This window comes from Actinomycetes bacterium, assembly GCA_036000965.1.
GTDB lineage: Bacteria > Actinomycetota > CALGFH01 > CALGFH01 > CALGFH01 > DASYUT01.
On the sequence record DASYUT010000179.1, the window covers coordinates 1 to 21,798 of the forward strand.

Sequence of the window (21,798 nt, forward strand, 5' to 3'; positions counted from 1 at the left end):
GGTGGGGTTGGAATGCGTTATGAGGTTGGGGTGGCTTGGAGGGCTGGTGGCGGATCGGGTTGATGGATTGCTGAGCGTGATGCGATTGGGATTGGCTACGGAGAGTGGTTGATCGGGAGGGCCATTTCAGGTGGGTCCGAAAGCGGTTGGGCCGCATTTGGGCCGCGGACCAGCGGAAACAAGGAGACACTACCGGTCACCAGCGGTCAACAAATCCGCAGGTCATAACGCGTTACACCGCTCCGCTGCGGCTAGAAAATTCGCCAGATTATCCCTGACACGGAAGAGGTCACAGGTTCAAACCCTGTCGCGCCCACCACGCATCATTGCAGGTCAGGCCGGGTCTACGGACCCGGCTCCTTGCTTCAGGTGCCTGGTTCGGGGTCCTCGGGCAGCAGACGGGCAGCACCGCTGGTGAGCCGGCGCGCCCGGCTGGCGACGCCCAAACAGGCTGATCACGCGGCTGTGGCGACGACGGCCACGGCGAGCGATGGCCCCCCGGGGGGCCGTCGGCGCGGAGCGGGCAGACGACCGAGCCGCCCTCCAAGCAGGGTGATCATGTCGAACCGGCCCTCCCAGCCACCCGGCCCTCCCAGCCACGCGGTCGCCCGCCGCGCTGCTGCGATCCACCAACCCCGCGCTGCGACACGGCGACAGCGGCGCAGGACGCGCGGGCACCGACGCCCGCACACCGGACGCGCGGACGGAGGCAAGGCGACGAACGGCATGCAAGCAGCTGGACATCCTGGACCACCACCACGACATCGACCGTCCGCTGGGACGCCGAACCGTCGCTCCTGTGGGGCCAGCGGCGCTCGGAACCTATGACGGCTCGGCGGTGAGGCCACGTGCCAGCGCGACCCTCAGCACCGCAGCACCAGGCGGCTGCTCGGTGTCGCTCAGCCGTACGGGCCGCGCCTCGGCGCACTGCTGTCCTCGGAGAATGACGGGTTGAGAGTAGAGCGGGCCGGTGACTGCCATCCGTTATGGCGATACGTGACGCGGCTGGTGGCGAGCTGTGAGCGGCTATCAGGGCTGGCGTCGGTCGGCGCAGGACGACGAAGGCGAGCGCGCAACTGAGGCCGTTGAGGTGGCGTAGCGTTCACGCCGAGCGCTGCGCCGCTTCAACCCGCGGCGACGGGGCGGACGGTTGGTGGAAGAGCCAGGCCGCAGCGGCGACGCCGGCCGACCCGAGGACGACCGACAGGCCGAGCATCCACGGGTAGCCGAGGGCGCCTGCCAGCCCTAGGGCGGTGGCCCCCGCGAGCTGGGAGTAGAGATGGACCAAGCTGTCCTGCACGGTGTAGTCGCTTCCCGCTGACCCGGCCCGGCTCCAGTCCATGTTGATCGTGTAGACCGCCGTGCCGGCGGTCGCGTAGGCGACGTTCAGCAGCGCCACCGAAGCGAGCCCGGTCAGCGTGCCACCATCGCCCCCCGCCACCGGGAGCAGGGAGATGATCGCGGCGACCTGGAGCAGGCCGAAGGCGACCAGCGCGGGTCGGCGGCCGAGGTGGGTCACCAGCGCCCCGCTCCCAAGCGAAGCCAGGACCGCCGCGGTCCCGCCACCCACGACCGAGACGGCGCCGATCCGGTCCAGCGGCCAGCCGGCGTCGACCAGCATCGGCGTCACCAGGGGGTAGGCCGTGGCGATGCCGAGGTAGTACAGGGGCAGGACGATCAGCGCCCATCGCGCCGCGCTGGGCTGGCGGAAGAAGCTGCCCAGCGCCCGGAACGACCCCCTCGGCCGCGGGGCGGCGGCCGGGATCACCTCGCGCTCCCGCCAGCGCAGCAGCACCGGCAGCGGCAGCGCAGTGAGCGCCGCCACGACGGCTAGCGCGACACCCCACCCGAGCCGGTCGTAGACGATCAGCATGCCCCCGCCGCCCACCATCAGGCCGAAGTAGCCGCCGGCCTTCTGGATGCCGTTGCCGACGCCGCGCTCGGACGGTTCGAGCAGGCGGACCGCGGTGGCGTCGGCGGCGATGTCATGGGTGGCCGAGAGTACCGCGATGGCACCGACGAGCCCGAGCACCAGCGGCAGCTCCTGGTCAACGTCAAGGGGAATGAGCGCGAGGACTGCTATGGCCAGGAGTGCCTGGACGATCAGCAGCCAGCTACGGTAGTGGCCGAGCCGTCGCCAGCCGCAGCGGTCGACCAGGGGCGCCCAGGCGAACTTCACCACCCAGACCAGCGCGAACAACTGGACGAGCGCGATCCGCTCCAACGCCACCCCCTGCTCGCGGAGCACGGCGGTCAGCCCGTAGAGGAAGAAGGCCAGCGGAACGAACTGGCTGCCGTACACCACGGCAAGCAGGCGATATCGGGCGCCCTTGGTCACGAGCGACTCCGGTGCGGTTGGAGGGCTGGACACGGGCGACGCGACGACGATTGATTCTCGCAGCCTCCCTGGCAAGCGGCCAGATGCGAAACAATCAGGCGCGTGAGCGAGAGAGGAGGGAGGGGAAGTCGGGCCCGGGCGGGCCTTCGCACCCTTGACTGGCGATGCTCTACGGCAGGGACGCCGAGCGGTCGGCTATGACCGCACTCCTGGACGCCGCCCGGGACTCCCGGAGCGGCGTGCTCGTCCTGCGCGGCCAGGCCGGTGCGGGAAAGTCGGCGCTGCTGCAGGACGCGGTCGCGCAGGCCTCGGACATGCAGGTCTTGGAGGCGCGCGGGATCGAATCGGAGGCCGAGCTCGCGTTCGCCGGCCTGCACCAGCTGCTACGGCCGGCACTGGGCCAGCTCGAGGGTCTTCCCCCGCCCCAGGCCACGGCGCTGCGGGCCGCCTTCGGCCTCGAGCAGGGGAGGGGCGATGACCGGTTCCTCGTCTCTGTCGCCGTCCTGAGCATGCTCGCCGAGGCGGCCGAGCGGCAACCCGTGCTCGGTGTCGTCGACGACGCCCACTGGCTCGACGAGGCGTCAACCAACGCCCTGGTCTTCGTCGCCAGGCGGCTGGAGGCGGAAGGCGTCGTGCTGCTGTTCGCCGCGCGGGACGGAGATCCCCGTCGCTTCGACGCCGCCGGGCTTCCCGAGCTGGAGGTCGGCGGTCTGGATCGGGTCGCCGTGGCTGCCCTGCTCGCCGCGCGCGCACCGGTGTCGGTCGCCCCGGAGGTGCGCGACCGGCTGGTCGAGGAGACCGGCGGCAACCCGCTGGCCTTGATCGAGCTGCCTTCGGTCCTGACGTCGGGGCAGCTGTCCGGGAAGGAGCCGCTCCCGCTCCGGCTGCCGCTGACCGACGGCGTCGAGCGCGCGTTCCTGGAGCCGGTGCGCCGCCTTCCCACCGACACCCAGGCGTTCCTGCTGGTCGCCGCAGCCGAGGACACCGGCCGGCAGGCCACTGTGACTGCGGCGGCGGCGGCGCTGGGCGCCGGAGCGGCGGCGCTCGACGCCGCCGAGGCGGGCGGGCTGGTCCGGGTCCGGGCCGGAGAGCTCGACTTCCGCCATCCCCTCGTCCGGTCGGCGGTCTACCAGGGAGCGACCACGAGCCAGCGCCGGGAGGCGCATCGAGCGCTCGCCGAGGTGCTCGGCCGCGAAGGAGACGCCGACCGCCGGGCCTGGCACCTGGCGGCGTCGGCGGTCGAGCCGGACGAGCGCGTGGTACGTGAACTGGACGCGGCGGCCGAGCGGGCCCGCGGGCGGGGCGGCTTCGAGGCGGCGTGCGCGGCGCTGGAGCGTGCGGCCGCGCTCTCCGCCGACCCGGCGGCGCGAGGGCGGCGGCTGGTCGCGGCGGCCGAGAACGCCTGGCTGGCCGGCCAGCTCAGCCGGACCGCCGGGCTGCTCCAGGCGGCCCGGCCGCTGGCGTCCGAGCCGCTGCTCCGCGCCGACGTCGGCCGGCTGCGAGGCTGGTACGAGATCAGCGTCGGCTCGGTGGCCGTCGCCCAACGGATCCTGATCCAGGCGGCCCTGGACGTCGCGCCGGTCGACCCCGGCCAGGCCCGCAGGATCCTTGCCGGCGGCGCCGAGGCGGCGTGGCTGGAGTCCGACCAGGACGCCGGCGCCGAACTGGGCCGGGTCGCGGCCCGCCTCGGACCAGCCCACGACTCGTACGACCGCTACTTCGCCGACCTGATCGCCGGGTTCCTCCGCTATCTGGACGGCGACCCGGCGGCGGCCGTCCGCCTGCTCACCGGGACCATCGAGCTGGCCCGGCGCCTCGAGGATCCCGACCTGTTGTCGTTGGCCGCCCACCACGCGTTCTACGTCGGCGACGACGCTGCCGCCTACCAGCTCAACGTCCGGGTGGCGGCGGCGGCGCGGGCCGGAGGGAAGGTCGCCGAGCTGCTGTTCGCGCTGCCGCGGCTGGCCCAGGCCGAACTGCTCACCGGCCGCTGGACCGCCGCGGCCGCCAGCGCCGCCGAAGCCGTCCGGCTGGCGTCGGGGACCGGCCAGCGGGCGCTGTCCGCCCTCCCGCTGGCCTGGCTGACCCTGCTGGCGGCGCTGCAGGGCGACGAGGACGGCTTCTGGTCTCGGGTCGGCGAGACCGAGCAGGTGGCGGCAGCGCATTCCCTCGGCGTCTTCCAGGGCGCGGTCAACGACGTCGTCGGGTGGGCCCGGGCGGTCCAGAAGGCGGCAACGGCCCGGCCGGCCTCGGCGGGCACCTTGCTCGGGGACCTCAGCCATCCGGTGGTCGTGACCATGGCCGCGCTGGACGGCGTCGAGGCGGCCGTCCACGCCGGCCGGCGCAATAGCGCGCTCGAATGGCTCGGCGCCCTGGAGGCCTCCGCCACCCACACCGCCGCTCCGTGGGCGCAGGCGAGGACGGCCCACGCCCGCGGCCTGCTCTCCGACGGCCACGTGGCCGAGGGCCGGTTCGAGGAGGCGCTCGATCACCACCAGCGGGCAAGGCGCCCGTTCGAACGGGCCCGCGTCGAGCTGGCCTACGGCGAGCTGCTGCGCCGGGCCCGGCGCCGGGTCGACGCCCGCGCCCATCTCCAGGCCGCCCTCGACACGTTCGAGGGCCTGGGTGCGGCGCCCTGGGCCGAGCGGGCGCGCCTGGAGCTACGAGCCAGCGGACAGGCCACGCGCCGGCGCGATCCATCGACGCTCCGGCAGCTCACCCCCCAGGAGCTCCAGGTGGCCCGCTTCGTCGCCCGCGGGCTGCCCACCCGCGAGGTCGCCGCCCAGCTGTTCCTCAGTCCCCGGACGGTCGACTTCCACCTCCGCAACGTCTTCGCCAAGCTCGGCATCAGCTCCCGCACCCAGCTCGCACAGTTCCGGCTCGACTGACACAACCCCGGTGATTTCGCCGGTGTGAGCCGACGCCGACTTGCCTAGCCTCCGGGTGACCGAACAGCGGGGGGCGACGCCAGGGAGGCAGCATGGACGACCCCACCAAGCCGGATCTCCGGATCAGCTATCTGGAGCACCGGTCGATGCGCGCCGACGCCGCCCGGCTCACCGAGCTGGTCAGCGCCGCCCAGCCGGCCGACGTCGCCCGGCTGCGGGCGCTGGCCGACTGGTATGCCCGCTACGAAGGCGCCATCCACGACCACCACCACGCCGAGGAGGCCGTCGTCTACCCCGCGCTGCTGGAGCGTGATCCGTCCTTTGCCGAGGCCGACGGCCAGCTGGAAGGCCAGCACCAGGTGCTGGCCGACCGGCTCGAGGTGGCCAGGGAGAGCCTGGGCGGGCTGGCCGGCGCCGCCGGCGGCGGCCAGTGGGAAGGGGAACGGGAAGAGGCCGTCAAGGCCGCCGTGGCCCTCAAGGCCATCGTCGACACCCACACCACGCACGAGGAGGCCGTCGCATTCCCCAGGTACTCGACCCACTTCACCGCCACTGAGTACGCCGACCTCAACAAGGCGGCCTTCAAGCTGGTCGGCATGCGGTCGTTCGTCTTCGCCGGCCCATGGGTCCTCGACCACGCCTCGCCGACCGAGCGCGCCGAGCTGCTGGGCGGGCAGCCACTGCTGCTCCGGGTCCTGTACCGCCTGGCCCTGCGGCCCCGTTACCAGCGCCTGGTCCGCCCCCTCGGCCAGACCTTTCACCCGGCGCGTTCCTAGGACGGAGGTTGCCATGCCCCCACTGCCATGGCGGACGGTCACCCAAGCCGCTCCCGACCAGAGCTACCTGGTGATGGCCTCACGGCTGCCGCTGCGGTCGCGCCGCACCGTCCCCCGGTTCCTCCGCCTCACGCTGTCGGTGGTCCGCCAGCTGGAGCGGACCGACGGGCTGGTCGGCTACACCCTGCTCGCCCAGCCCATGAAGAAGACGTTCTGGACCCTTTCGGCCTGGACCGACCAGGACCACCTCGACGCCTTCGCCCGCGCCATGCCCCACCTGGCCATCATCCGCAAACTCCGCCCCAGGATGGGCCCGACCCGGTTCACGTTCTGGACGGTCAAGGGATCGGCCCTGCCCGTAGCCTGGGACGAGGCGATCGAGCGCCTCATGAGCTCCTCGGCGACCCCGGGGCCGGGCGCGCCATGAGCGCCGCAAGCACCCGTCGAGCGGTCCAGCTCCCGGCGGCTCGCCTTGGAGCAGTCGCGGTCGGAGCCGCGGCCCTTGGGGCGGGCGCCGTCGGCGCCTTGGCGATCGGCCGGCTGGCCATCGGTCGGGCCATCATCCGCCACCTTCGGATCGAGGAGCTGGAGGTGAACCGCCTGCACGTCCACGACCTCCAGGTCGAGGAGTCGGAGGGAAGCTCAACCCCGTGAAGGAAGTGCCAACGAGCAACCACCTACCGCTGCTGACGCCGACTGCCTGGATGAGCTTGAGCAGGCCGCACGGCGATTCCATACCTCGTCATCAGGCCCATGATCCCGTGTTGTGGAGGGAGCGTATGTCGTCCGCATCCAGAATCTTCGCCGCGATCCTGCTCATCTTGCTGGTCGCCGTGGAGTTCGGCGGCGGCTCGCTGCTGACCATGCTGACCCGCCGCATCCCCGGCTACCTCGACAACCCCCTGCGGCAGAACATGTTCCGCGCCGGGCATGCCCACCCCGGTGTGTGGATCGTGCTCGCGCTGGTCGGCATGCTCTACGTCGACCAGACGCCGCTGTCCGGCGGCTTGAAGACGCTGGTTCGGGTGACGCTGTTGGCGGCGCCGATCCTGGTGTCGCTCGGCTTCTTCCTGTCGGTGGTCTCCCCCAAGGCGGAACGGCCCAACGGGCTCATCGGCCTGATCTACCTCGGCGGCCTGTCGCTGGCGGTCGGGGTGGTGACCCTGGGCGTCGGCCTGCTCCAAGCGTGATCCCGGGCGATGCACCGCTGGATCACCGGCATGGTAGCGGCGCTACGATGCTGCCGATGACCGGGTTGCCCATGCGAGAGCTTGCCGAGCGCTCGGGAGTCAACGTGCAGCGGCTTCTGCGGCTGGTCGACCTGGGCATCCTCAGCCCGGACGCCGCTGGGATGTTCCACCCGGCGGATATTCAGCGGGTCCGGATCATCCAAGCGCTGGATCGGGCTGGCATCGCCCCAGCGCAGATCGGCCAGCTGATTGCCGCCGGCGCCTACTCGTTGGGCTGGGCCCAGGTGCTGTTCCCGGATCCGACACCCCAGGTCACCACGACCTTCCAGCAGGCCGCCGTCGAGCTGGAGTTACCGCACAGCCTCGTCGCCCGCCTGTATGCGGCCTGGGAGCTCGCCCGGCCCGAACCGGAGCAGCCGCTTCGAGCCGACGATGCCGAGCTGTTGCGCCTGGCGGTGCTGGGCTACTCGGCCTTCGAGCACGACGAGACCGTCACCCTTGGCATCGCCAGACAGCTTGGGGAGAGCCTGCGGCGCTTGGCCGAATCCCAGATCCGGCTGTTTCGGACCCGCATCCAGGAGCCGCTGGCCGCCGCGGGCGCCTCCGAGCAGCAGGTTCGTGCCGATGCCATCACCGCGGCTGCCGCCCCCCTGCTGCCCGCGCTGGAACGCACCGTGCTGCTGCTGTACCGCCGGCACCTGGAGCACTACGTCATCGAGTCGATCGTGCTCAACACCGAGAACAGCCTGGAGCAGGCGGGGCTTGGGCAACGCCGGCCAGCGCGGCCCCCGGCGATCGCCTTCCTTGACCTGACTGGCTACACCACCCTCACCGAGGAGCGCGGCGACCGGGCCGCCGCCGACCTGGCCGCTCGGCTGGTCGAGCTTGTCTCCACGGTGGCGCACCAGTACGGCGGACATCCCGTCAAGCTGCTCGGCGACGGGGTGATGTTCTACTTCCCTGACCCGGCCCAGGCGGTTCTGGCAGGGCTGGAGCTGGTCAAGCAGATCCCAGACCAGGGCCTGCCCCGCGCCCGCATGGGTGTGAACAGCGGCCCGGTCGTGTTCCAGGACGGCGACTACTTCGGCAGGACCGTCAACGTGGCGGCCAGGATCACCGACTACGCCCGCCCAGGCGAGGTCCTGGTCAGCGACTCGGTGGTGACCGCGACCAACGGCCCGCACGGGGTGCGCTACCAGCCGATCGGCCCGATCGCCCTCAAAGGCGTGACGACCCCGGTCACGCTGCACGCCGCCGTTCCAACTGAATAGCTGTCCAAGTTGGCTGGTGTGCGGTCTTCTCATCGAGAACCCTGGTAGTGCGTCCCTGAAGTGGTTTGACGGTATGGCTGGTGTGGTCGAGCATCTCGCAGTAGCGAACGCGAAGACACCCCGGAGGACAGGCGGCGAGCTGGCATGCAGGTTGTTGCTCCGGCCACTGAGGACGACATGGTTGCGGCATTCCTGCGCGCAGAGATCGGCTCATCGCGCTTCGCCGAAGGAAGAGCACATTAATTCACGATGTACGGTCGCGAGTGAGCTGCAGAAACGCAGGTTCGCACAGCGGTGGGCTGCAAGATTCATGGTAAGGATGGGCTCCAGCCAACCCCGGGCTGGTCCCTCTCAAACTGTCAGCCCGTTGCCGCGTCGAGTCGACGAAATCGCCAGCGCGTCCTTGACCGGCGTTCTGCTCGGCCTCAGCGCCCGAGCAGCGCCGGGGCGAGCGCCCTCCAGCCGGCCATGGGCAGGCCGTTGGGGTCGGGATCGAGGACCTGCAGGCAGACGTGGTCGGCGCCGGCATCCAGGTGGGCGCGGACCCGCTCCGCGATCACCTCCGGGCCGCCCCAGGCGACCACCGTATCCACCATCCGGTCGCTGCCCCCCTCGACGCGCTCCTTCGGCCCGAGCCCGGCCCGGTCCCATGCCCCCGTGTAGTTCGGCAGCGACAGGTAGAAGGCGATGAAGTCGCGGGCGACCCGGCGCGCCTCGGCCGGGTCCTCCTCCAGCAGGACCGCCTGCTCGACCGCGAGCAGCGGCCCGGGCCCGAGCACCGAGCGCGCCGAGGCGGTGGCCTCCGGCGGGGTGTTGTACAGCAGGGCGCCGGCGGCCCGCTCCGCGGCGAGCTCGAGCATGCGGGGGCCGAGGGCGGCCAGCACCCGCGCCGGCGCCTCCGGCAGCGGCGGCCCCTGCCACGGGGCGGCGTCCATGGCGTCAAGGTAGGCCCGCATCTTGTCCAGCGGCCGCTGGTAGCGATGGCCGCGGGCGTCGACGATCGGGGCGTGGCTGACGCCGACGCCGAGCACGAAGCGGCCCGGGTAGGCCTCGGTGAGGGTCCGCTGCGCGGCCGCCATGGCGACCGGGTCACGCGCCCAGATGTTGGCGATGCCGGTTGCGATCACCATCCGCTGGGTGGCACACAGCAGCAGGCCCGCGTTGGTCAAGGCCTCCCGGCCGAACACCTCCCAGAACCACAGCGAGCCCCAGCCCAGCTCCTCCAGCTCAGCGATCACCGTCCGGACGCGCTCGGCAGGCTGGATGTCCAGCTGCCTGGTCCACAGCCCAACGCGACCAAACTGCTCCGCAAGCGCCCGTCCCTCGGTCGTGGTCTGGCCCTCCCGGTCCATGGTCGGCCCCCTCCCGTGACGCCGCTTTGAACCCGATGCGCGCGATTGTCTCAGAACGGGGTTCCGCTCCGACAGGAACCATCGCCATGGCAGCGCGTCGGCTGGCGCAGACCGTTGCCGCGCCGAGAACGAGACGGTCGGGACAACCTTGGACAGCGAGGCTGGCCGTGCAAGTTCTCGGTCTCCCAAGGCCCTCCGTCAGAACACCTTACTTCGGCCCTGACGGTCTCGATCGAGCTGGGAAAACGCAGGTCGGCACAGCGGTGGGCCGGTCCTTACTCGCACGGAGGAAGCCAGGGGTTCGTAGAGCTGTCAAATCCGCCGCGGGCGTCATGGGGGTGTGGCAGACTCGCGTATATGGAGACGTTTAATTAACTTCGCCGCTGACGCTCCCGCGCGACCTGCGAAGACGCTGGTGCGCATGGCGCTTACCCCCAACTCGCTGATAAGGATGAGGTCCCAGGTTCAAGTCCTGGCAAGCCGGCACACCGCCTTGATCGGCCTGATGGCCGCAGAAAGGAGGACCATCAATACGCGCGCAACCACTTGAGGTTCCCAACCCGCCCTTCCGCGAGCGGCTGCCAGGGTGTATGCCTCGCGGCAGGTCTGGTTGAGGCGGTCTTGTGTCGGCGAACGCCATGGCCAGGGCGAGCGCGGCGACGAGGTCGCGGCCGGGAGCTGCGGTCGCCTGCCGGGAGGAGGGACGGCACATGCCGAAGGTGTTCGTGGCGCCCGGCCATGGGCGCAAGCCGGACGGCGTATTCGATCCTGGAGCGGTCGGCCACGCCGGTGGGAAGCAGTTCGTCGAGCACGACTTCAACACCAAGGTCGCCAACGCGCTCGCCGCCGCGCTGCGACGCTGCGGCGTCGAGGTGGTCCTCGAGGACGGCGGCGGCAACCACGACCCCAACTTCATCGGGTCGACCAAAGCGGCCAACGCCTCCGGCGCGGACTATGCGGTCGAGGTCCACCACAACGCGACCGAGGACCATCGTGGTACCGGGTCGGAGGTGGTCGTCAACGACCGGGCGTCGGCGGCCAACAAGCAGCTCGCCAAGGCGATGGCCGCCGCGATGGCCAGCGCACTCGGCATCAGGAACCGTGGCGTGGTCGCCAGGGACAGGGAGCATTTCAACCGGGAGGCGACGATGCCGGCGTGCATCCCGGAATGCGCGTTCGTGGACTCGACCACCGACCAGGCCGTCCTGGACCAGCCGAGCTACGCGGCGACGGTGGCGGAGGCGATCTGCGAGCCGCTGTGCGGGTTCCTCGGCGTGGCCTTCAGCCCGCCGTCCGAGGCCCCAGGCGTCAGTGAGGAGGAGCTGTCGATGGCCAACGCAGACGAGATCATGACCTTCTTGAAGACGATGAAGCAGGACTTGGTCGTGTTCGGCACCCCGGGCCTGGAGAAGACCGTCGAGGACTTCGCGAGCCGGCAGCGGGAGACGCTCGACAGGCTCAAGAAGATAGAGCAGAGGCTCGCCACCATCGAGCAGCGTATCGGCACGTAACCCACGTAACCGCAGACCGAGGAGCACACCGAGCTTCCTCGGAGACGCTGGGCAGAGCCAACAACACGCCCAACCTGAGCAGGTCCGATTCGACTGGAGTTGACCTGTCCGCCGCGCTCAGCGCCTACGGATCTGGCGGTCTGGGCGTCATGAGATCCTGACCCGTGTAGCTGGTACCGGGGTTGTGCTCTCGGCGACAGTCGACACCGCGCCGCCTTCGGCATGCGGCAGAGTGAACCTGTCCACAGTCCCGGCCCTGCCTTGGATCGCAGAGCACCAGATTTGGATCTGGTGCTCTGGCCGCCCGGGGTTGCCTTGCGCGGTCAACGACGGAGATATCGTCGAAAACTGTGGATGAGCCCCTGGCATGAGAACGCGGCGTACCTTCCACCCTGACCCATCGGAAGGACGTCGGCGCGGTGAACGCCGGCGAGGACCGAACGCCGCATGCTGCGTGTCGTTGCTGACGAGCAGGCACGCGCCGAGCTCGCGCTGGACCTGGACGAACTGCTCCGCGAAGGTGCCCGCAGGATGCTGGCTGTGGCGCTGGAGGCCGAGATCGACGCCTCCATCACCGCCCACGCCGAGCTGACCGACACCCACGGGCACCGGCTGGTGCGGCGCAACGGCCATGCCCCAGCGCGGCAGCTTGCGACCGGGGCCGGGCAGGTCGAGGTCGCCCGCCCCCGCGTCGACGACCGCCGGGTGGACCCCGCCACAGGCGAGCGGGCGCAGTTCCAGAGCGTGATCCTGCCCCGCTGGTGCCGGCGCTCGCCGAAGGTCGCCGAGGTGCTGCCGCTGCGGTACCTGCACGGGCTGTCCAGCTCCGACTTCGTCCCGGCGCTGGAGGGGCTCTTTGGCGCCGCGGCGGGGCTGTCGGCCTCGGTGGTCACCCGGCTCACCGCCCAGTGGCAGGCCGAACGGGCGGCGTTCGCCCAGCGGGACCTGTCGGAGGTGGACGACGTGTCCTGCTGGGCGGATGGGATCCACTTCACCATCCGCCTGGGCGAGCAGGGGCGGCTGTGCTGCCTGGTGATCGTCGGGGTCCGCGCCGACGGGCGCAAAGAGCTGGTCGCTGTGGCCGACGGCGAGCGGGAGTCGACCGACGCGTGGGCCGAGCTGCTGCGCGACCTGCGCCGCCGCGGCATGGGTGCGCCGGTGGTGGGGGTCGGCGACGGCGCGCTGGGGCTGTGGCGGGCGCTGCGGGAGGTCTTCCCGCCACCCGTGAGCAGCGATGCTGGGTCCACAAGGTCCGGAATGTCCGGCCGCTGTACCGGGCGTACCTGCTCAAGGAAGAGCTGCGGCTGGTGGTCCGCGTCAAGGGCCCGCACGCCGTGGCGCTGCTGGACGCGTGGCTTTCCTGGGCGCGCCGCTGCCGCATCCCCGCGTTCACCAAGCTTGCCCGGACGGTCACCGCACATCGGGCCGGGATCGTCGCGGCGCGCTGCTGCACGGGCTGTCGAACGCGCGGGTGGAGTCGGTCAACACCAAGCTGCGCGTGCTGACCCGGATGGCGTTCGGGTTCCGCTCCCCTGACGCGCTGATCGGCCTGGCCATCTGAGCGTCGGCGTGCTGTGCCCGGATCTACCCGGACGCGCACAACCGGACCCACGGATCTGTCAGAAGAGCCTTTTTTGATTCGTCGCGCCCGCGATCCCGGCGGACCGTCAGCCCGCGCCGCCTCCGGCGGCAAACTCATGCCGGCCGCCTCGCTCCTCAGGGTGATACGGCACGATCAGGTGTGTGCCGGCTGCGGACCCTCGTGCCAGCCCCCCGGGGCGCCCCTCGGCCAGAACGGCCACTCCTCGAAGGCGATGCACCGGCCGGCGCCGTCGAAGCGGACCACCCACAGGTCGCGGTACTGCTGGCCCACCGGGTCGCCGTAGCGCACCTCCACCCGCGCCACCCCGGTGTCACCCTCCACCGCGACGACCTCACTGCGCATGGTGAAGACCTCATCCGGGCCATCCCGGCCGGCCTCCCACATCGCGGCGATCGCCGGCAGGCCGCGGAACGGCGCCTCATACGGCGCCGTCTGGTAGGTCGCCTCGACTGCGAACAGCTCCGTGAGGAGCTCCGTGCCCGCCGTCCGCCACGCCCGCTCGTACCGCTCGATCCACGCCCGCAGCCCGGCCCGGTCCACGGTCGGATCGTAGCAGTCCAGAGGAGCGATCGTGCGGGTGGCGGCCTGCACGGGCCCCCCTCGGGGGAGCGGAGCGGCCGCGCCGCAAGGATGCGCTTCGCGCGATTGATCCATCCGGCCCGGCCGCGATCCTGGGCGGCCCTGCGGCCCGCGCCGCCTCCGGCGGCAGTCTGAGCCTGCCCTGGTTGCTACTCAGGGTGGTGCCGTAAAAGTGCCATTCCCCATGCTGCATCGGGGAGCACCCGGAGTCGCAGGAAAGCGGTTGCCCAGGTGGCATACGGCCATCAGGCTCGGGCGGTCGCGTCGTCGGCGCAAAGGAGCGATGGATGGGCAGGGCCGTTCGAGTCGGTGTACTCGGGCTGCGTCGCGGCGCCGCTCTAGCTCGCCTCGCCCAGGCTGCGGGGATGCAGGTGGTGGCGGTGTGCGAGCGGGACGTTCGGCGCCGCGAGGAGGCTGCCAAGGCGTTGGGCGCCGCAGCCTACGCCGACGTTGAGCCGTTCCTGGACCACGCCATGGACGCCGTCATCCTGGTCAACGACTTCGACCAGCACGCCCCGGTCGCGATCCGCGCCCTTGACCGGGGCTTGAGCGTCCTGTCAGAGACGGCCGCCTGCCGGACGCTCGCAGAAGGCGTCGCCCTGGTCGAGGCGGCCGAGCGGTCCAGCGGCATCTACATGTTCGCCGAGAACTACCCTTACATGCCCTTCACCAGAGAGATGCGGCACCGCTACCAAGCCGGCGACATCGGCGAGGTCCGCTACGCCGAGGCTGAGTACCTGGACGAGCCAGCCGACCTGGCCTGGTTCGTCAACGACCGAGCTCACTGGCGTGCCCGCACGCCCGCCACCTACTACTGCACTCACTCCCTGGCCCCAGTCGCCACCATCACTGGGACCCGGCCGGTGCAGGTGAGCGGCTTTGTGGTGCCCACCGCCAGCGGGCCCGAGGCGCTGGATCGCGCCCGCCGGGGCCGAGGATGGGCGGCCCTGCTGATCGTGCGGCTCGACAACGGGGCGATGTTCAAGGCGCTGCACGGCTTCCTTGAGGCCGGCCAGCAGTCGTGGGTCCGAATCCACGGCGACAACGGCTTAATGGAGAACCTCCGCCACGGCGACACCCGCAACCTCCGCGTGGTCTGGGACGCCGTTGACGGCAAGGATGGACGGGCCGAGGAGGTCTTCCTGCCCTGGCCGCCGGAGTTTCCCGCCACCACCGCCGACCCGATGGGCGACGGCGTGGCCGAGACACTGATGCTGCGAGACTTCGCCAGCGCGGTCCGGCACGAGGTGGCACCCGACCAGGATGTCTACCTGGGAGTCGAGCTGTCCATCATCGGGATCCAGGCGATGCGCTCCAGCCTGGACGGGAGCGTCCCAGTGGAGGTCCCCGACCTGCGCCGACCAGACGTCCGCCCAATCCACGCGGCCGACGACTGGTTCCCCGATCTGCCCGAGCTATGACCAAGCAACGCAACCGGCGGATCCCCGGCTGACCTTCAAGCCAGGATATTGCGGCCCTGACACTCGGCTGTGACCTGCGCGACGTGCGGGGTTGCAGAGCGCTCAGGCGCTTGTAGTGCGCGACTATCTCGAGTAGCCGCGCGGCTCGCGCCTCCGGGGGGAGTGGTGCGGCCGCCGTCCTGCTCGTGGGCGAACCCGCCGACGGCCCCCTGGTGAGCCTGCCGGCCGACAAGCCCAACGGCTGGATCCGTGTCGAGGATGAGCTGGGACACCGCCACCTCGTCTACGTCCCTCTCAGAGAACTGGACGGACGCAAGGTCGGCGACATCCTCGGCTTCACCGTCAACGCCAACGAGAAAGGCGCCTACGCCGAGCACGTCGAGCCGATCAACGACGACCAGGCGGCTTGACCCGCGACGACCTACCGTGGCCCCGGGGCTTCCCGGGGCCACGGTCGTCGCGGGCCGGTGGTGTGCCGGCCGGGGTGCACGCTTGCCAATCAGATCGGTAGGCTACTGGCGTCGTGTGATCTTGAGCAGGTGGTACACAGCCCAGAGCACAGCCGCCAGTTCCGCGCTGGCCCGCCCTCGTGCGATCGCGATGATCACGGCCAGGGCGAGCAGCCGAGTCACGGCGTAGTCGATGAGTTGGAATAGGTGGTCAACAGTCGGCCGACGCCGGGCGGCCCTGGACGTGCCGACCTGCTTGGCTGGGGTTGTCTTGGCCGGCTTGCGGATGGGATCGCCCATCGAACAACACCTCACCGGCCATCCCTGCGAGAATGGCTGGTGGGGGATTCGTTGGGCGATGCCCCGCGGGCTCTTGCTGGTTGCCTGATACGGTACCAACCATGCGCCTACAAAGGAAACGCGGTGGCGCCCGCCGCTTCTCGAGGGAGGAGCTTCAGGACCTTCGCCAGCGTCTAGAACCGCCCTATCGGGCCGGCTTTCGTCTGCAGGTCCGGTGCGGCCACTGCCCCAGCCAGCGGCTGCTCGATGAGATCGTGATCGCCCACGACCTGCACCATGACAGTTACAGTCTGGTATCCAACTTGCCGAGTAGCTCCCGACCCGGTTCGGCGTTCGGCCCGTCGATGATGGTGGCCGACGACAAGGGCAATCCCGTTCCCGGCGGGATCACCCGGCCGTCGGTGACCCGGGCGAAGGGAGCCTTCGGGCGGCCGGAGTCGCGCCCAGAGGGGCACGACATCTGGATCTACGAGTGCCACAGGCGCTGCGGTAAGACCCATTCCTTGAACGAGGGGCGGCTGCTCCAGTACTTTCTCCGCGCCTTCGCGGAGGGTCGCACCAAGCTGATCGCCGGGGTCGACTTGTAGTCCCGGCGCCAAGCCGACTGCGGCATCCACCGGTATGAGCTGTCAGCGATCAAGCCGCGAGTAGCGACGCGCGCCAGCGAGTCCCCGGAACGCGGCACAACGCGGCGAGGCAGTGGGGCGCGGACCAAGTTCGCGCGGAAGGTCGCACAGCAGCATCGCTGATTCCGCGAGCTATAACGGCGCCTGGTCAGCCCGGTCACCTGCTCTGGCAGGATTGACCGGTTGTGCGCACCGTTCAAGGGTGCGCCTGGGCTCTCCGCGTCGGAGGCTGCCGACGAGATCTGCAAGCGCCCGCAGGATCTCGGGCCGATCTGCCGGTGGCGCGTCACGCAGGCACCGTGCGACCAGCGCATAGACGGCCAGCCCGATCACGATCAGGCCGAGCACACCGACCAGGGCGACAGCCGCAAGATCGTGAGCGGGTACCGGCGGCAGCCGGACGCCGAGTACCCATTCCATCGATGTTGTTCCTTCCTGGCGGCCAGCCCGGGCGGCTGACGTTGCCCTGATTACGCCATCGCGGCCATCCCGCGACCGCTGAGACTTCGCGGGGTTCTAAACTGCTTGGATGTCGCGGTCCCAACCCAGTCGAGCGGATGTCGCGCTGCTCGCCGCGCTCGCCAGCCAAGGACTGCACGCCTCTCCGTATCAACTGGAGCGGTGGAGGGCCGCCGGGCTGCTGCCCCGCAACCGGCGGCGTGGGCTGGGTCGCGGCCGTGGATCGGCCTCCGAACTCGACGAGACCGCGGTGGCCAGCGCGAGCGTCCTTGCGCGTCTCGCCCGGCAGGGGCGCAGACTCGTCGGCAGCCATGTGATCGAGCGGTTCGCGGTCGGGTTGCCGGCGGCCGAAGACGAGGTGCGGGCCGCGTTCGCCACCGAACTCGACAGGGTCATCGAACGACTCGCCGGTGATGCGCCCGACACCGACGACGGCTGGCAGCAGCGGTATGACGCCGCCAGGCGGGTCGCCCGTCGCGAACGGCTACCCGTCGACGGGCAGGAGCTGGTTGCTGCCCTGTTCGACGAGCCCACCCGCCTCGAACCCTCCCGGGCGGCTGAGCGCGCCGCGATGCGGACTCTTCTGCAAGCCATCGCCGGTGGGGAAGTCGCTCCGGAGGACTTCCGGCAGGCGATGGCCACCGCCGGGTGGCTACCCGAAGCCGACCTGGCGTCCGTCCTGGCCGGGCACCGTGAGGCGCAACTCGCCGGGACCGACGCCTCCGATCAGGCGGCCGCCGCAATGTCCCTTGCCCGGCTTCGGGAGGTACTGGAGAGTGCCAGCCTCACCGACCTGCAACGGGCGGTCGCCGCGGTCTACATGGCCCAGGCGTTCCAGACCCTCGCCCTGCTGGTCGGGATGGCCCGGGTCGGCGGGCGAGACGATACGCAGATGCCGGCATGGCCCCAGATCACCCCCGACACCCTCCGCAGCCTCCAGGACGATCCGATGTGGTGGACCTGGCCGTCACCTCGGCCTGTCTCCGAACCAGGCGGAATTGCCCATGGTGCTGGCCGTTACCGGGCTCGGCCTGCTGGTGGTGCCCGGCATGCTCGCCGCCGTCGAGGGCTACCGCGACCGGCTCGATCGGCTCGTGCACGCAGTTGACCACGACGGCCAGGGCGGCCCTGAGGCAGGCTGGACCGAGCCTTAGCCGCCGGCGACAGGATCTCGGCTGCGGTGGACGACGACTTCACCGTCCAACGCCCCGATGGCGGCGGTGGCCACGCAGCGAGGGACGGGTAGCGGCCCCTCTCAGGCGTCTGCCGGGCTTGCCCTTCAACCAGGCCGATGGGGTCCTGTCGTGATCCCATCGGGTGAGTTGGTGCGTGACGGCTGGGCCAGCAACCGCGACTGGTTGTCGACGATCGTCGCCCGCGCCTCCTCGACGGGCACCCTCCACAACTCAGCGAGCCGCCGAACCAGCAGAACCAAATCGACGGGGCGGGCTGGACGGCCGCTCTGCCGAGCGAACGGCCCGTCTGTTTCGAGCAGGACCCGGCCGGGGGGCAGGCGTGCGAGCAGAGCAGCGGATCTCGTGGACGCGACCATCGCGGGATTGATCGAAAACCACAGACCACCGGCCAGGGCGTCCTCGGCGACTGCCAGCGAGCCGGTGTACCAGTGCAGGACCGCGCGCACGCGCGCGTCGAGGAGGCGGTCGACGACCTCGCGTTCGGCGCGGCGGCTGTGGACGCTGAGCGGCCAGGACCAGGCCCTTGTCTCAGCCAGCAGCGCGTCGAACACCCGCAACTGCTGGTAGCGGGTCGCCGCGCCGGCTCGAGAGAAGTCCAACCCTACCTCTCCCACCCAATCGGTGTGTGGCAGCAGCCGCCTGAATCGGGCGACCTCGGCCGTGGACCCCGCTGCGACTCGCAGCGGGTGCACGCCGAGCGCCACCTCCACACCCGGTCGCCGCCCCAGCCGTGTCCGCAGCAGCCGATACCGGCCGGGATCCTCGGTGACGGCAACCACGTCCACACCCGCCGCCAAGGCCTCGTCGAGTACCGACATCGGGTCGTCGTAGGCGTCGACATGGCAGTGGGTATCGAGCAGTGGCACCGCGGTCACGAGAGCGACTCCACCAGCGTGGCCAGATCCCCCTGCGCACCAGTAGCCAACCACCTGCGGAGCTCGGCCAAGCCGCGACGCCACACCCCCAGGAACGCCTCGCGCTCGCCAGCAGGAAGGGGGCCGTTGCGCAGCACGTCACGATCTGGACGATCGGCGAACGCACCGGCGATGACAGCACGGAGATCCGCCCCACGCCGGGTCCGGCGGTTGAGCAGCCCGTCCTCGGACAGAACGTCCCAGGCGTAGGGGTCGTCGTCCCAGCCGACGTGCGCAAGCGCGCTACGACGAATCAGACATGGGAAGCAGTAGCCGCAGTTGCCCTGGCGCCGCCGCACATACCGCGCGGTCTCCGGGTGGGCGCACGAGACGCTCAACGGTGCGAGCTGTCGCAGCAGGCCGGGGTTGCGGGATCCGGCCAGGACCTCGCCCTTGGTCTGAAGCCGGTAAGGGTTCACAACCGGAGGATGTCCCGAGTTCCGTGGAACTTCGGTGGCGGCCCAGCGTGATCAGGCGGCATCCTCCTTGCCCGGTGTGACAGCAGTGATCGTGGCGTCCAGCGCGGCCCGCAGCGCCGGCAGGTGCAGGTGCCCGTTGACCCGACGGAACTGCTTACGGGCCTCACCCATCCCCGCCGCGATCCAACGCAGCACCATCTGCCCGTCCTGCCAGCGCTTGACGTTGGCGGCGTGATCGCGGCAGATCTCGATCATCGACTCGATCGAATTGGTGCTGCGCAAGGTCCTCGCCAGGGTGGGCGGCACGCCCAGCCGGGTGATCGTCAGCGTCTCGGCCAGTCCCTCCCGCAGCGAGGCAGCCGCGCCGGGATGGGACCGCTCCAGGGAGCGGGCCAGGCCTTCCAGCTCGGCCTCGGCCAGCAGCGGGTCAGCCAGGTGGTAGGCGGCGCGCATCCGCTTGGCGACGGTCGAGGCGAGCGCGTCGGGCAGCCGGTCGGTGACGTTGCGGAGCTTGTGGAGCTGGCAGCGTTGGATGACGGGATGGTCGAACACGTCACAGACCGCGCGGCGCAGCGCCTTGGCGCCATCGATGACCACCAGGATCGGCCGGGTGACGTCCAAGCCGCGGTCGCGCAGCCCAACCAGCAGGCCGGTGACCACGGTGGCGTTCTCGGTCGCACCCTCGGCAAGGGCGAGCGGGATCTTGGTGCCGTCGATGGTGACGCCCAACGCGACCACGCAGGTGTGCTCGGCCACCCGGATCCCATCGACCATGAGCGCGACCAACTCCAGCCCGGCCAGATCCTGGGCGAGCAGCTGGGCCAGGGCGTGCTCGGTTTGGGCCACGAACCGGCGGGAGACCGCCGACCTGGAGGTGCCAGCGGTCGCCGTGGCGACCTGGGAGCCGACCGGCTCCAGGCCGGCCGGGTAGCGACGGCAGGAGAGCTTGGCGAGCATGCGTTCCAGCGCGAGCTGGCCCAGCAGGTCGGTGGCGGCGAACGCCTGGTAGCTCGGCAACCGCAGCTCCCGGGTGCCGTCGGCGGCGCGGACCCGCGGGCGGCGGATCCGCCCGACGGCCGCCCAAGGTCACCTGGCCGGGCTGGGTGCCGTGCCGCACGGCGGTGCGGTCGGGGTTGTGGCGGCCCTTGGCGCCGACCAGCCGGGCGACGTCGTGGTCGAGCATGGCCTGGAGTACCTGCAGGCCCGTGCCGACCGCCAGGGCGAGCAGGCCCTGGTGGGCGGCGCCGGCAAGCTCGGCGACCGCGAGGGTTAGGGCCCGTGTAGAAATTATGCGGCTCTTGGGTGGGTCGTCTGGTTGGTGATGGTGTAGTTCCAGTCGCCGTGCCCGTCGTGGCGTCGGAGCGGCACGGCGGCCAGGTCCTCACCGGCGACCTTGACCCCGGTGGGGTAGGCGCCGCGGTCGAGTCCGGCCCGGACGGTAAGACCCGTCCGGGTGGTGGTCGCGCTGATCAGGTCGACGACGGTCTCGTGGCTGCTCAGCGGGCGGCCTCGCCAGTTCATCGCGCTGCGGGAGCACAGGCGGTGCTCGATCCGGTTCCACTTGCTGGCGCCTGGCGGGAAGTGGCAGACGGTGACCGCCAGGCCGGTGTCGGCGGCGAGCCGGCCGAGCTCGACCTTCCACAGGCGGCTGCGATGACGGTTGGACCCGCCAGCGTCGGCGGTGGTCAGCAGGCGGTCAGCGTGCGGGCAGGCGGCCTTGCCGACCTGCTCCCACCAGCGGCGGATCGTGGCGACCGCGAACGCGGCGGTGTCATGGTCGGCCCCACGCTCACCCAGCCGGCGTCCGTGCCCAGGTCGTCGACCCCGAATGGGACCGCCTTGCCGACGTTGGGGTCGGGGAAGTCGTGCACGTCGACCCGGGCCGGGGCGCCTTCGGGCTGCCATGCTCGGCCCTTGTCGGCGAGGTTGCCGACGACCTCCTGCTTCTTGGTGTCCACGCTGATCACCGGCTGGCTGTCGGCCAGGTGCGCGTTGGCCTGCTCGTTGAGGGAGCGGAACTGGCCGTCCCGGTCGGGGTGCTGGACGCCTTCGACCTGCTTGGAGGTGGCCTGCAACGAGGAGCCCACCCCCGCCAGCAGCTCGCCGACGGTGTGGCTGCTGACCGGATGGCCCTGCGCGGTCAGTTCCCGGGCCACCGTCCGGGTCGACTTCGCCGTCCACCGCAACGGCGACATCGGACCTCCCCGGGTGTCGGGCTCCACCAGCACATCCAAGGCGGCCAGCAACGCAGGGTCTTGTTCGGCCAGCTTGGGGCGTCCCGCCCCCGGCCGGCGGACCCCCCCGATCACCTCAGGACCCCGGTCAACCTCCCTGGCCCCGTCCTGCACCGTGGACCGGGCCAGCCCGGCCGCGCGCGCGACCACCGCGATCCCACCACGTCCCAACACCCGCGCCTGCGCCCCCGCCAGCAGGCGTCGCTGGCGCTCATCCAGGTGCGGCGACAGCACCGTGAACACCGCCGCCAACGCTGCCTCCGTGACCTCCA

At 70.9% G+C, this 21,798-nt stretch carries 18 protein-coding genes and 4 pseudogenes; 14 read left to right on the forward strand and 8 right to left on the reverse strand.

Annotated features, from left to right (window positions below):
- Positions 1–1,102: 1,102 nt before the first annotated feature.
- On the reverse strand, positions 1,103–2,338 hold the full coding sequence (locus VG276_16250; GenBank protein ID HEV8650901.1) for an MFS transporter: 1,236 nt from the start codon (positions 2,336–2,338) through the stop codon (positions 1,103–1,105).
- A gap of 164 nt (positions 2,339–2,502) precedes the next feature.
- On the opposite strand from VG276_16250, the gene VG276_16255 reads away from it, so the two are divergent.
- The 6 genes from VG276_16255 to VG276_16280 all read left to right on the forward strand — a co-directional run bounded on the left by VG276_16255 (position 2,503) and on the right by VG276_16280 (position 8,463).
- The gene (locus VG276_16255) at positions 2,503–5,226 is read left to right on the forward strand and encodes an AAA family ATPase (GenBank protein ID HEV8650902.1); all 2,724 of its coding nucleotides are present in this window, start codon (positions 2,503–2,505) and stop codon (positions 5,224–5,226) included.
- Between the two features lie 92 nt (positions 5,227–5,318).
- On the forward strand, positions 5,319–6,002 hold the full coding sequence (locus VG276_16260) for a hemerythrin domain-containing protein (GenBank protein HEV8650903.1): 684 nt from the start codon (positions 5,319–5,321) through the stop codon (positions 6,000–6,002).
- 13 nt (positions 6,003–6,015) lie between these two features.
- Complete coding sequence (locus VG276_16265) at positions 6,016–6,429, forward strand: DUF3291 domain-containing protein (GenBank protein ID HEV8650904.1); 414 nt, start codon at positions 6,016–6,018, stop codon at positions 6,427–6,429.
- Positions 6,426–6,656, forward strand: a complete 231-nt coding sequence (locus VG276_16270) for a hypothetical protein (protein HEV8650905.1) — start codon at positions 6,426–6,428, stop codon at positions 6,654–6,656. The genes VG276_16265 and VG276_16270 overlap by 4 nt, the downstream gene beginning before the upstream one ends.
- Before the next feature lie 125 nt (positions 6,657–6,781).
- On the forward strand, positions 6,782–7,192 hold the full coding sequence (locus VG276_16275) for a hypothetical protein (protein HEV8650906.1): 411 nt from the start codon (positions 6,782–6,784) through the stop codon (positions 7,190–7,192).
- 56 nt (positions 7,193–7,248) lie between these two features.
- Positions 7,249–8,463, forward strand: a complete 1,215-nt coding sequence (locus VG276_16280) for an adenylate/guanylate cyclase domain-containing protein (protein HEV8650907.1) — start codon at positions 7,249–7,251, stop codon at positions 8,461–8,463.
- Between the two features lie 425 nt (positions 8,464–8,888).
- Here the strand turns inward: VG276_16280 and VG276_16285 are convergent, their stop codons facing one another.
- The gene (locus tag VG276_16285) at positions 8,889–9,815 is read right to left on the reverse strand and encodes a TIGR03620 family F420-dependent LLM class oxidoreductase (protein ID HEV8650908.1); all 927 of its coding nucleotides are present in this window, start codon (positions 9,813–9,815) and stop codon (positions 8,889–8,891) included.
- A 710-nt stretch (positions 9,816–10,525) separates the two neighbouring features.
- Here VG276_16285 and VG276_16290 point away from each other — a divergent pair.
- The 3 genes and pseudogenes from VG276_16290 (at position 10,526) to VG276_16300 (ending at position 12,884) form a co-directional block, all read left to right on the forward strand.
- Positions 10,526–11,326 carry an N-acetylmuramoyl-L-alanine amidase gene (locus VG276_16290; GenBank protein HEV8650909.1) on the forward strand — a complete coding sequence of 267 codons (801 nt, stop codon included), beginning with the start codon at positions 10,526–10,528 and terminating at the stop codon, positions 11,324–11,326.
- Positions 11,327–11,773: 447 nt separating this feature from the next.
- Positions 11,774–12,588, forward strand: a pseudogene (locus VG276_16295) (IS256 family transposase).
- A gap of 3 nt (positions 12,589–12,591) precedes the next feature.
- Positions 12,592–12,884, forward strand: a pseudogene (locus tag VG276_16300) (transposase).
- A gap of 177 nt (positions 12,885–13,061) precedes the next feature.
- Here VG276_16300 and VG276_16305 read toward each other — a convergent pair.
- Positions 13,062–13,520, reverse strand: a complete 459-nt coding sequence (locus tag VG276_16305) for a nuclear transport factor 2 family protein (protein HEV8650910.1) — start codon at positions 13,518–13,520, stop codon at positions 13,062–13,064.
- 275 nt (positions 13,521–13,795) lie between these two features.
- Between VG276_16305 and VG276_16310 the strand changes: the two genes are divergently transcribed.
- Both VG276_16310 and VG276_16315 read left to right on the forward strand, forming a co-directional pair.
- On the forward strand, positions 13,796–14,929 hold the full coding sequence (locus VG276_16310) for a Gfo/Idh/MocA family oxidoreductase (GenBank protein HEV8650911.1): 1,134 nt from the start codon (positions 13,796–13,798) through the stop codon (positions 14,927–14,929).
- Between the two features lie 185 nt (positions 14,930–15,114).
- Positions 15,115–15,339 carry a hypothetical protein gene (locus tag VG276_16315; protein ID HEV8650912.1) on the forward strand — a complete coding sequence of 75 codons (225 nt, stop codon included), beginning with the start codon at positions 15,115–15,117 and terminating at the stop codon, positions 15,337–15,339.
- Between the two features lie 102 nt (positions 15,340–15,441).
- Here the strand turns inward: VG276_16315 and VG276_16320 are convergent, their stop codons facing one another.
- On the reverse strand, positions 15,442–15,678 hold the full coding sequence (locus VG276_16320; protein HEV8650913.1) for a hypothetical protein: 237 nt from the start codon (positions 15,676–15,678) through the stop codon (positions 15,442–15,444).
- Positions 15,679–15,932: 254 nt separating this feature from the next.
- On the opposite strand from VG276_16320, the gene VG276_16325 reads away from it, so the two are divergent.
- The 3 genes from VG276_16325 to VG276_16335 all read left to right on the forward strand — a co-directional run bounded on the left by VG276_16325 (position 15,933) and on the right by VG276_16335 (position 17,871).
- Positions 15,933–16,265, forward strand: coding sequence for a hypothetical protein (locus tag VG276_16325; protein HEV8650914.1), 333 nt, complete (start codon positions 15,933–15,935; stop codon positions 16,263–16,265).
- 222 nt (positions 16,266–16,487) lie between these two features.
- The gene (locus tag VG276_16330; GenBank protein HEV8650915.1) at positions 16,488–16,763 is read left to right on the forward strand and encodes a hypothetical protein; all 276 of its coding nucleotides are present in this window, start codon (positions 16,488–16,490) and stop codon (positions 16,761–16,763) included.
- A 250-nt stretch (positions 16,764–17,013) separates the two neighbouring features.
- A complete protein-coding gene (locus tag VG276_16335; protein ID HEV8650916.1) occupies positions 17,014–17,871 on the forward strand; it encodes a hypothetical protein in 858 nt (285 codons plus the stop codon).
- 171 nt (positions 17,872–18,042) lie between these two features.
- Here the strand turns inward: VG276_16335 and VG276_16340 are convergent, their stop codons facing one another.
- The 4 genes and pseudogenes from VG276_16340 to VG276_16355 all read right to left on the reverse strand — a co-directional run bounded on the left by VG276_16340 (position 18,043) and on the right by VG276_16355 (position 21,778).
- The gene (locus VG276_16340; GenBank protein ID HEV8650917.1) at positions 18,043–18,834 is read right to left on the reverse strand and encodes a TatD family hydrolase; all 792 of its coding nucleotides are present in this window, start codon (positions 18,832–18,834) and stop codon (positions 18,043–18,045) included.
- Entirely contained in the window at positions 18,831–19,292 is a 462-nt protein-coding gene (locus VG276_16345; GenBank protein ID HEV8650918.1) for a hypothetical protein, read from the reverse strand. Before VG276_16345 ends, VG276_16340 begins: the two co-directional genes overlap by 4 nt.
- A 51-nt stretch (positions 19,293–19,343) precedes the next feature.
- Positions 19,344–20,565: pseudogene (locus VG276_16350) on the reverse strand (IS256 family transposase).
- A gap of 47 nt (positions 20,566–20,612) precedes the next feature.
- A pseudogene (locus tag VG276_16355) lies at positions 20,613–21,778 on the reverse strand (ISAzo13 family transposase).
- Between the last annotated feature and the right edge of the window lie 20 nt (positions 21,779–21,798).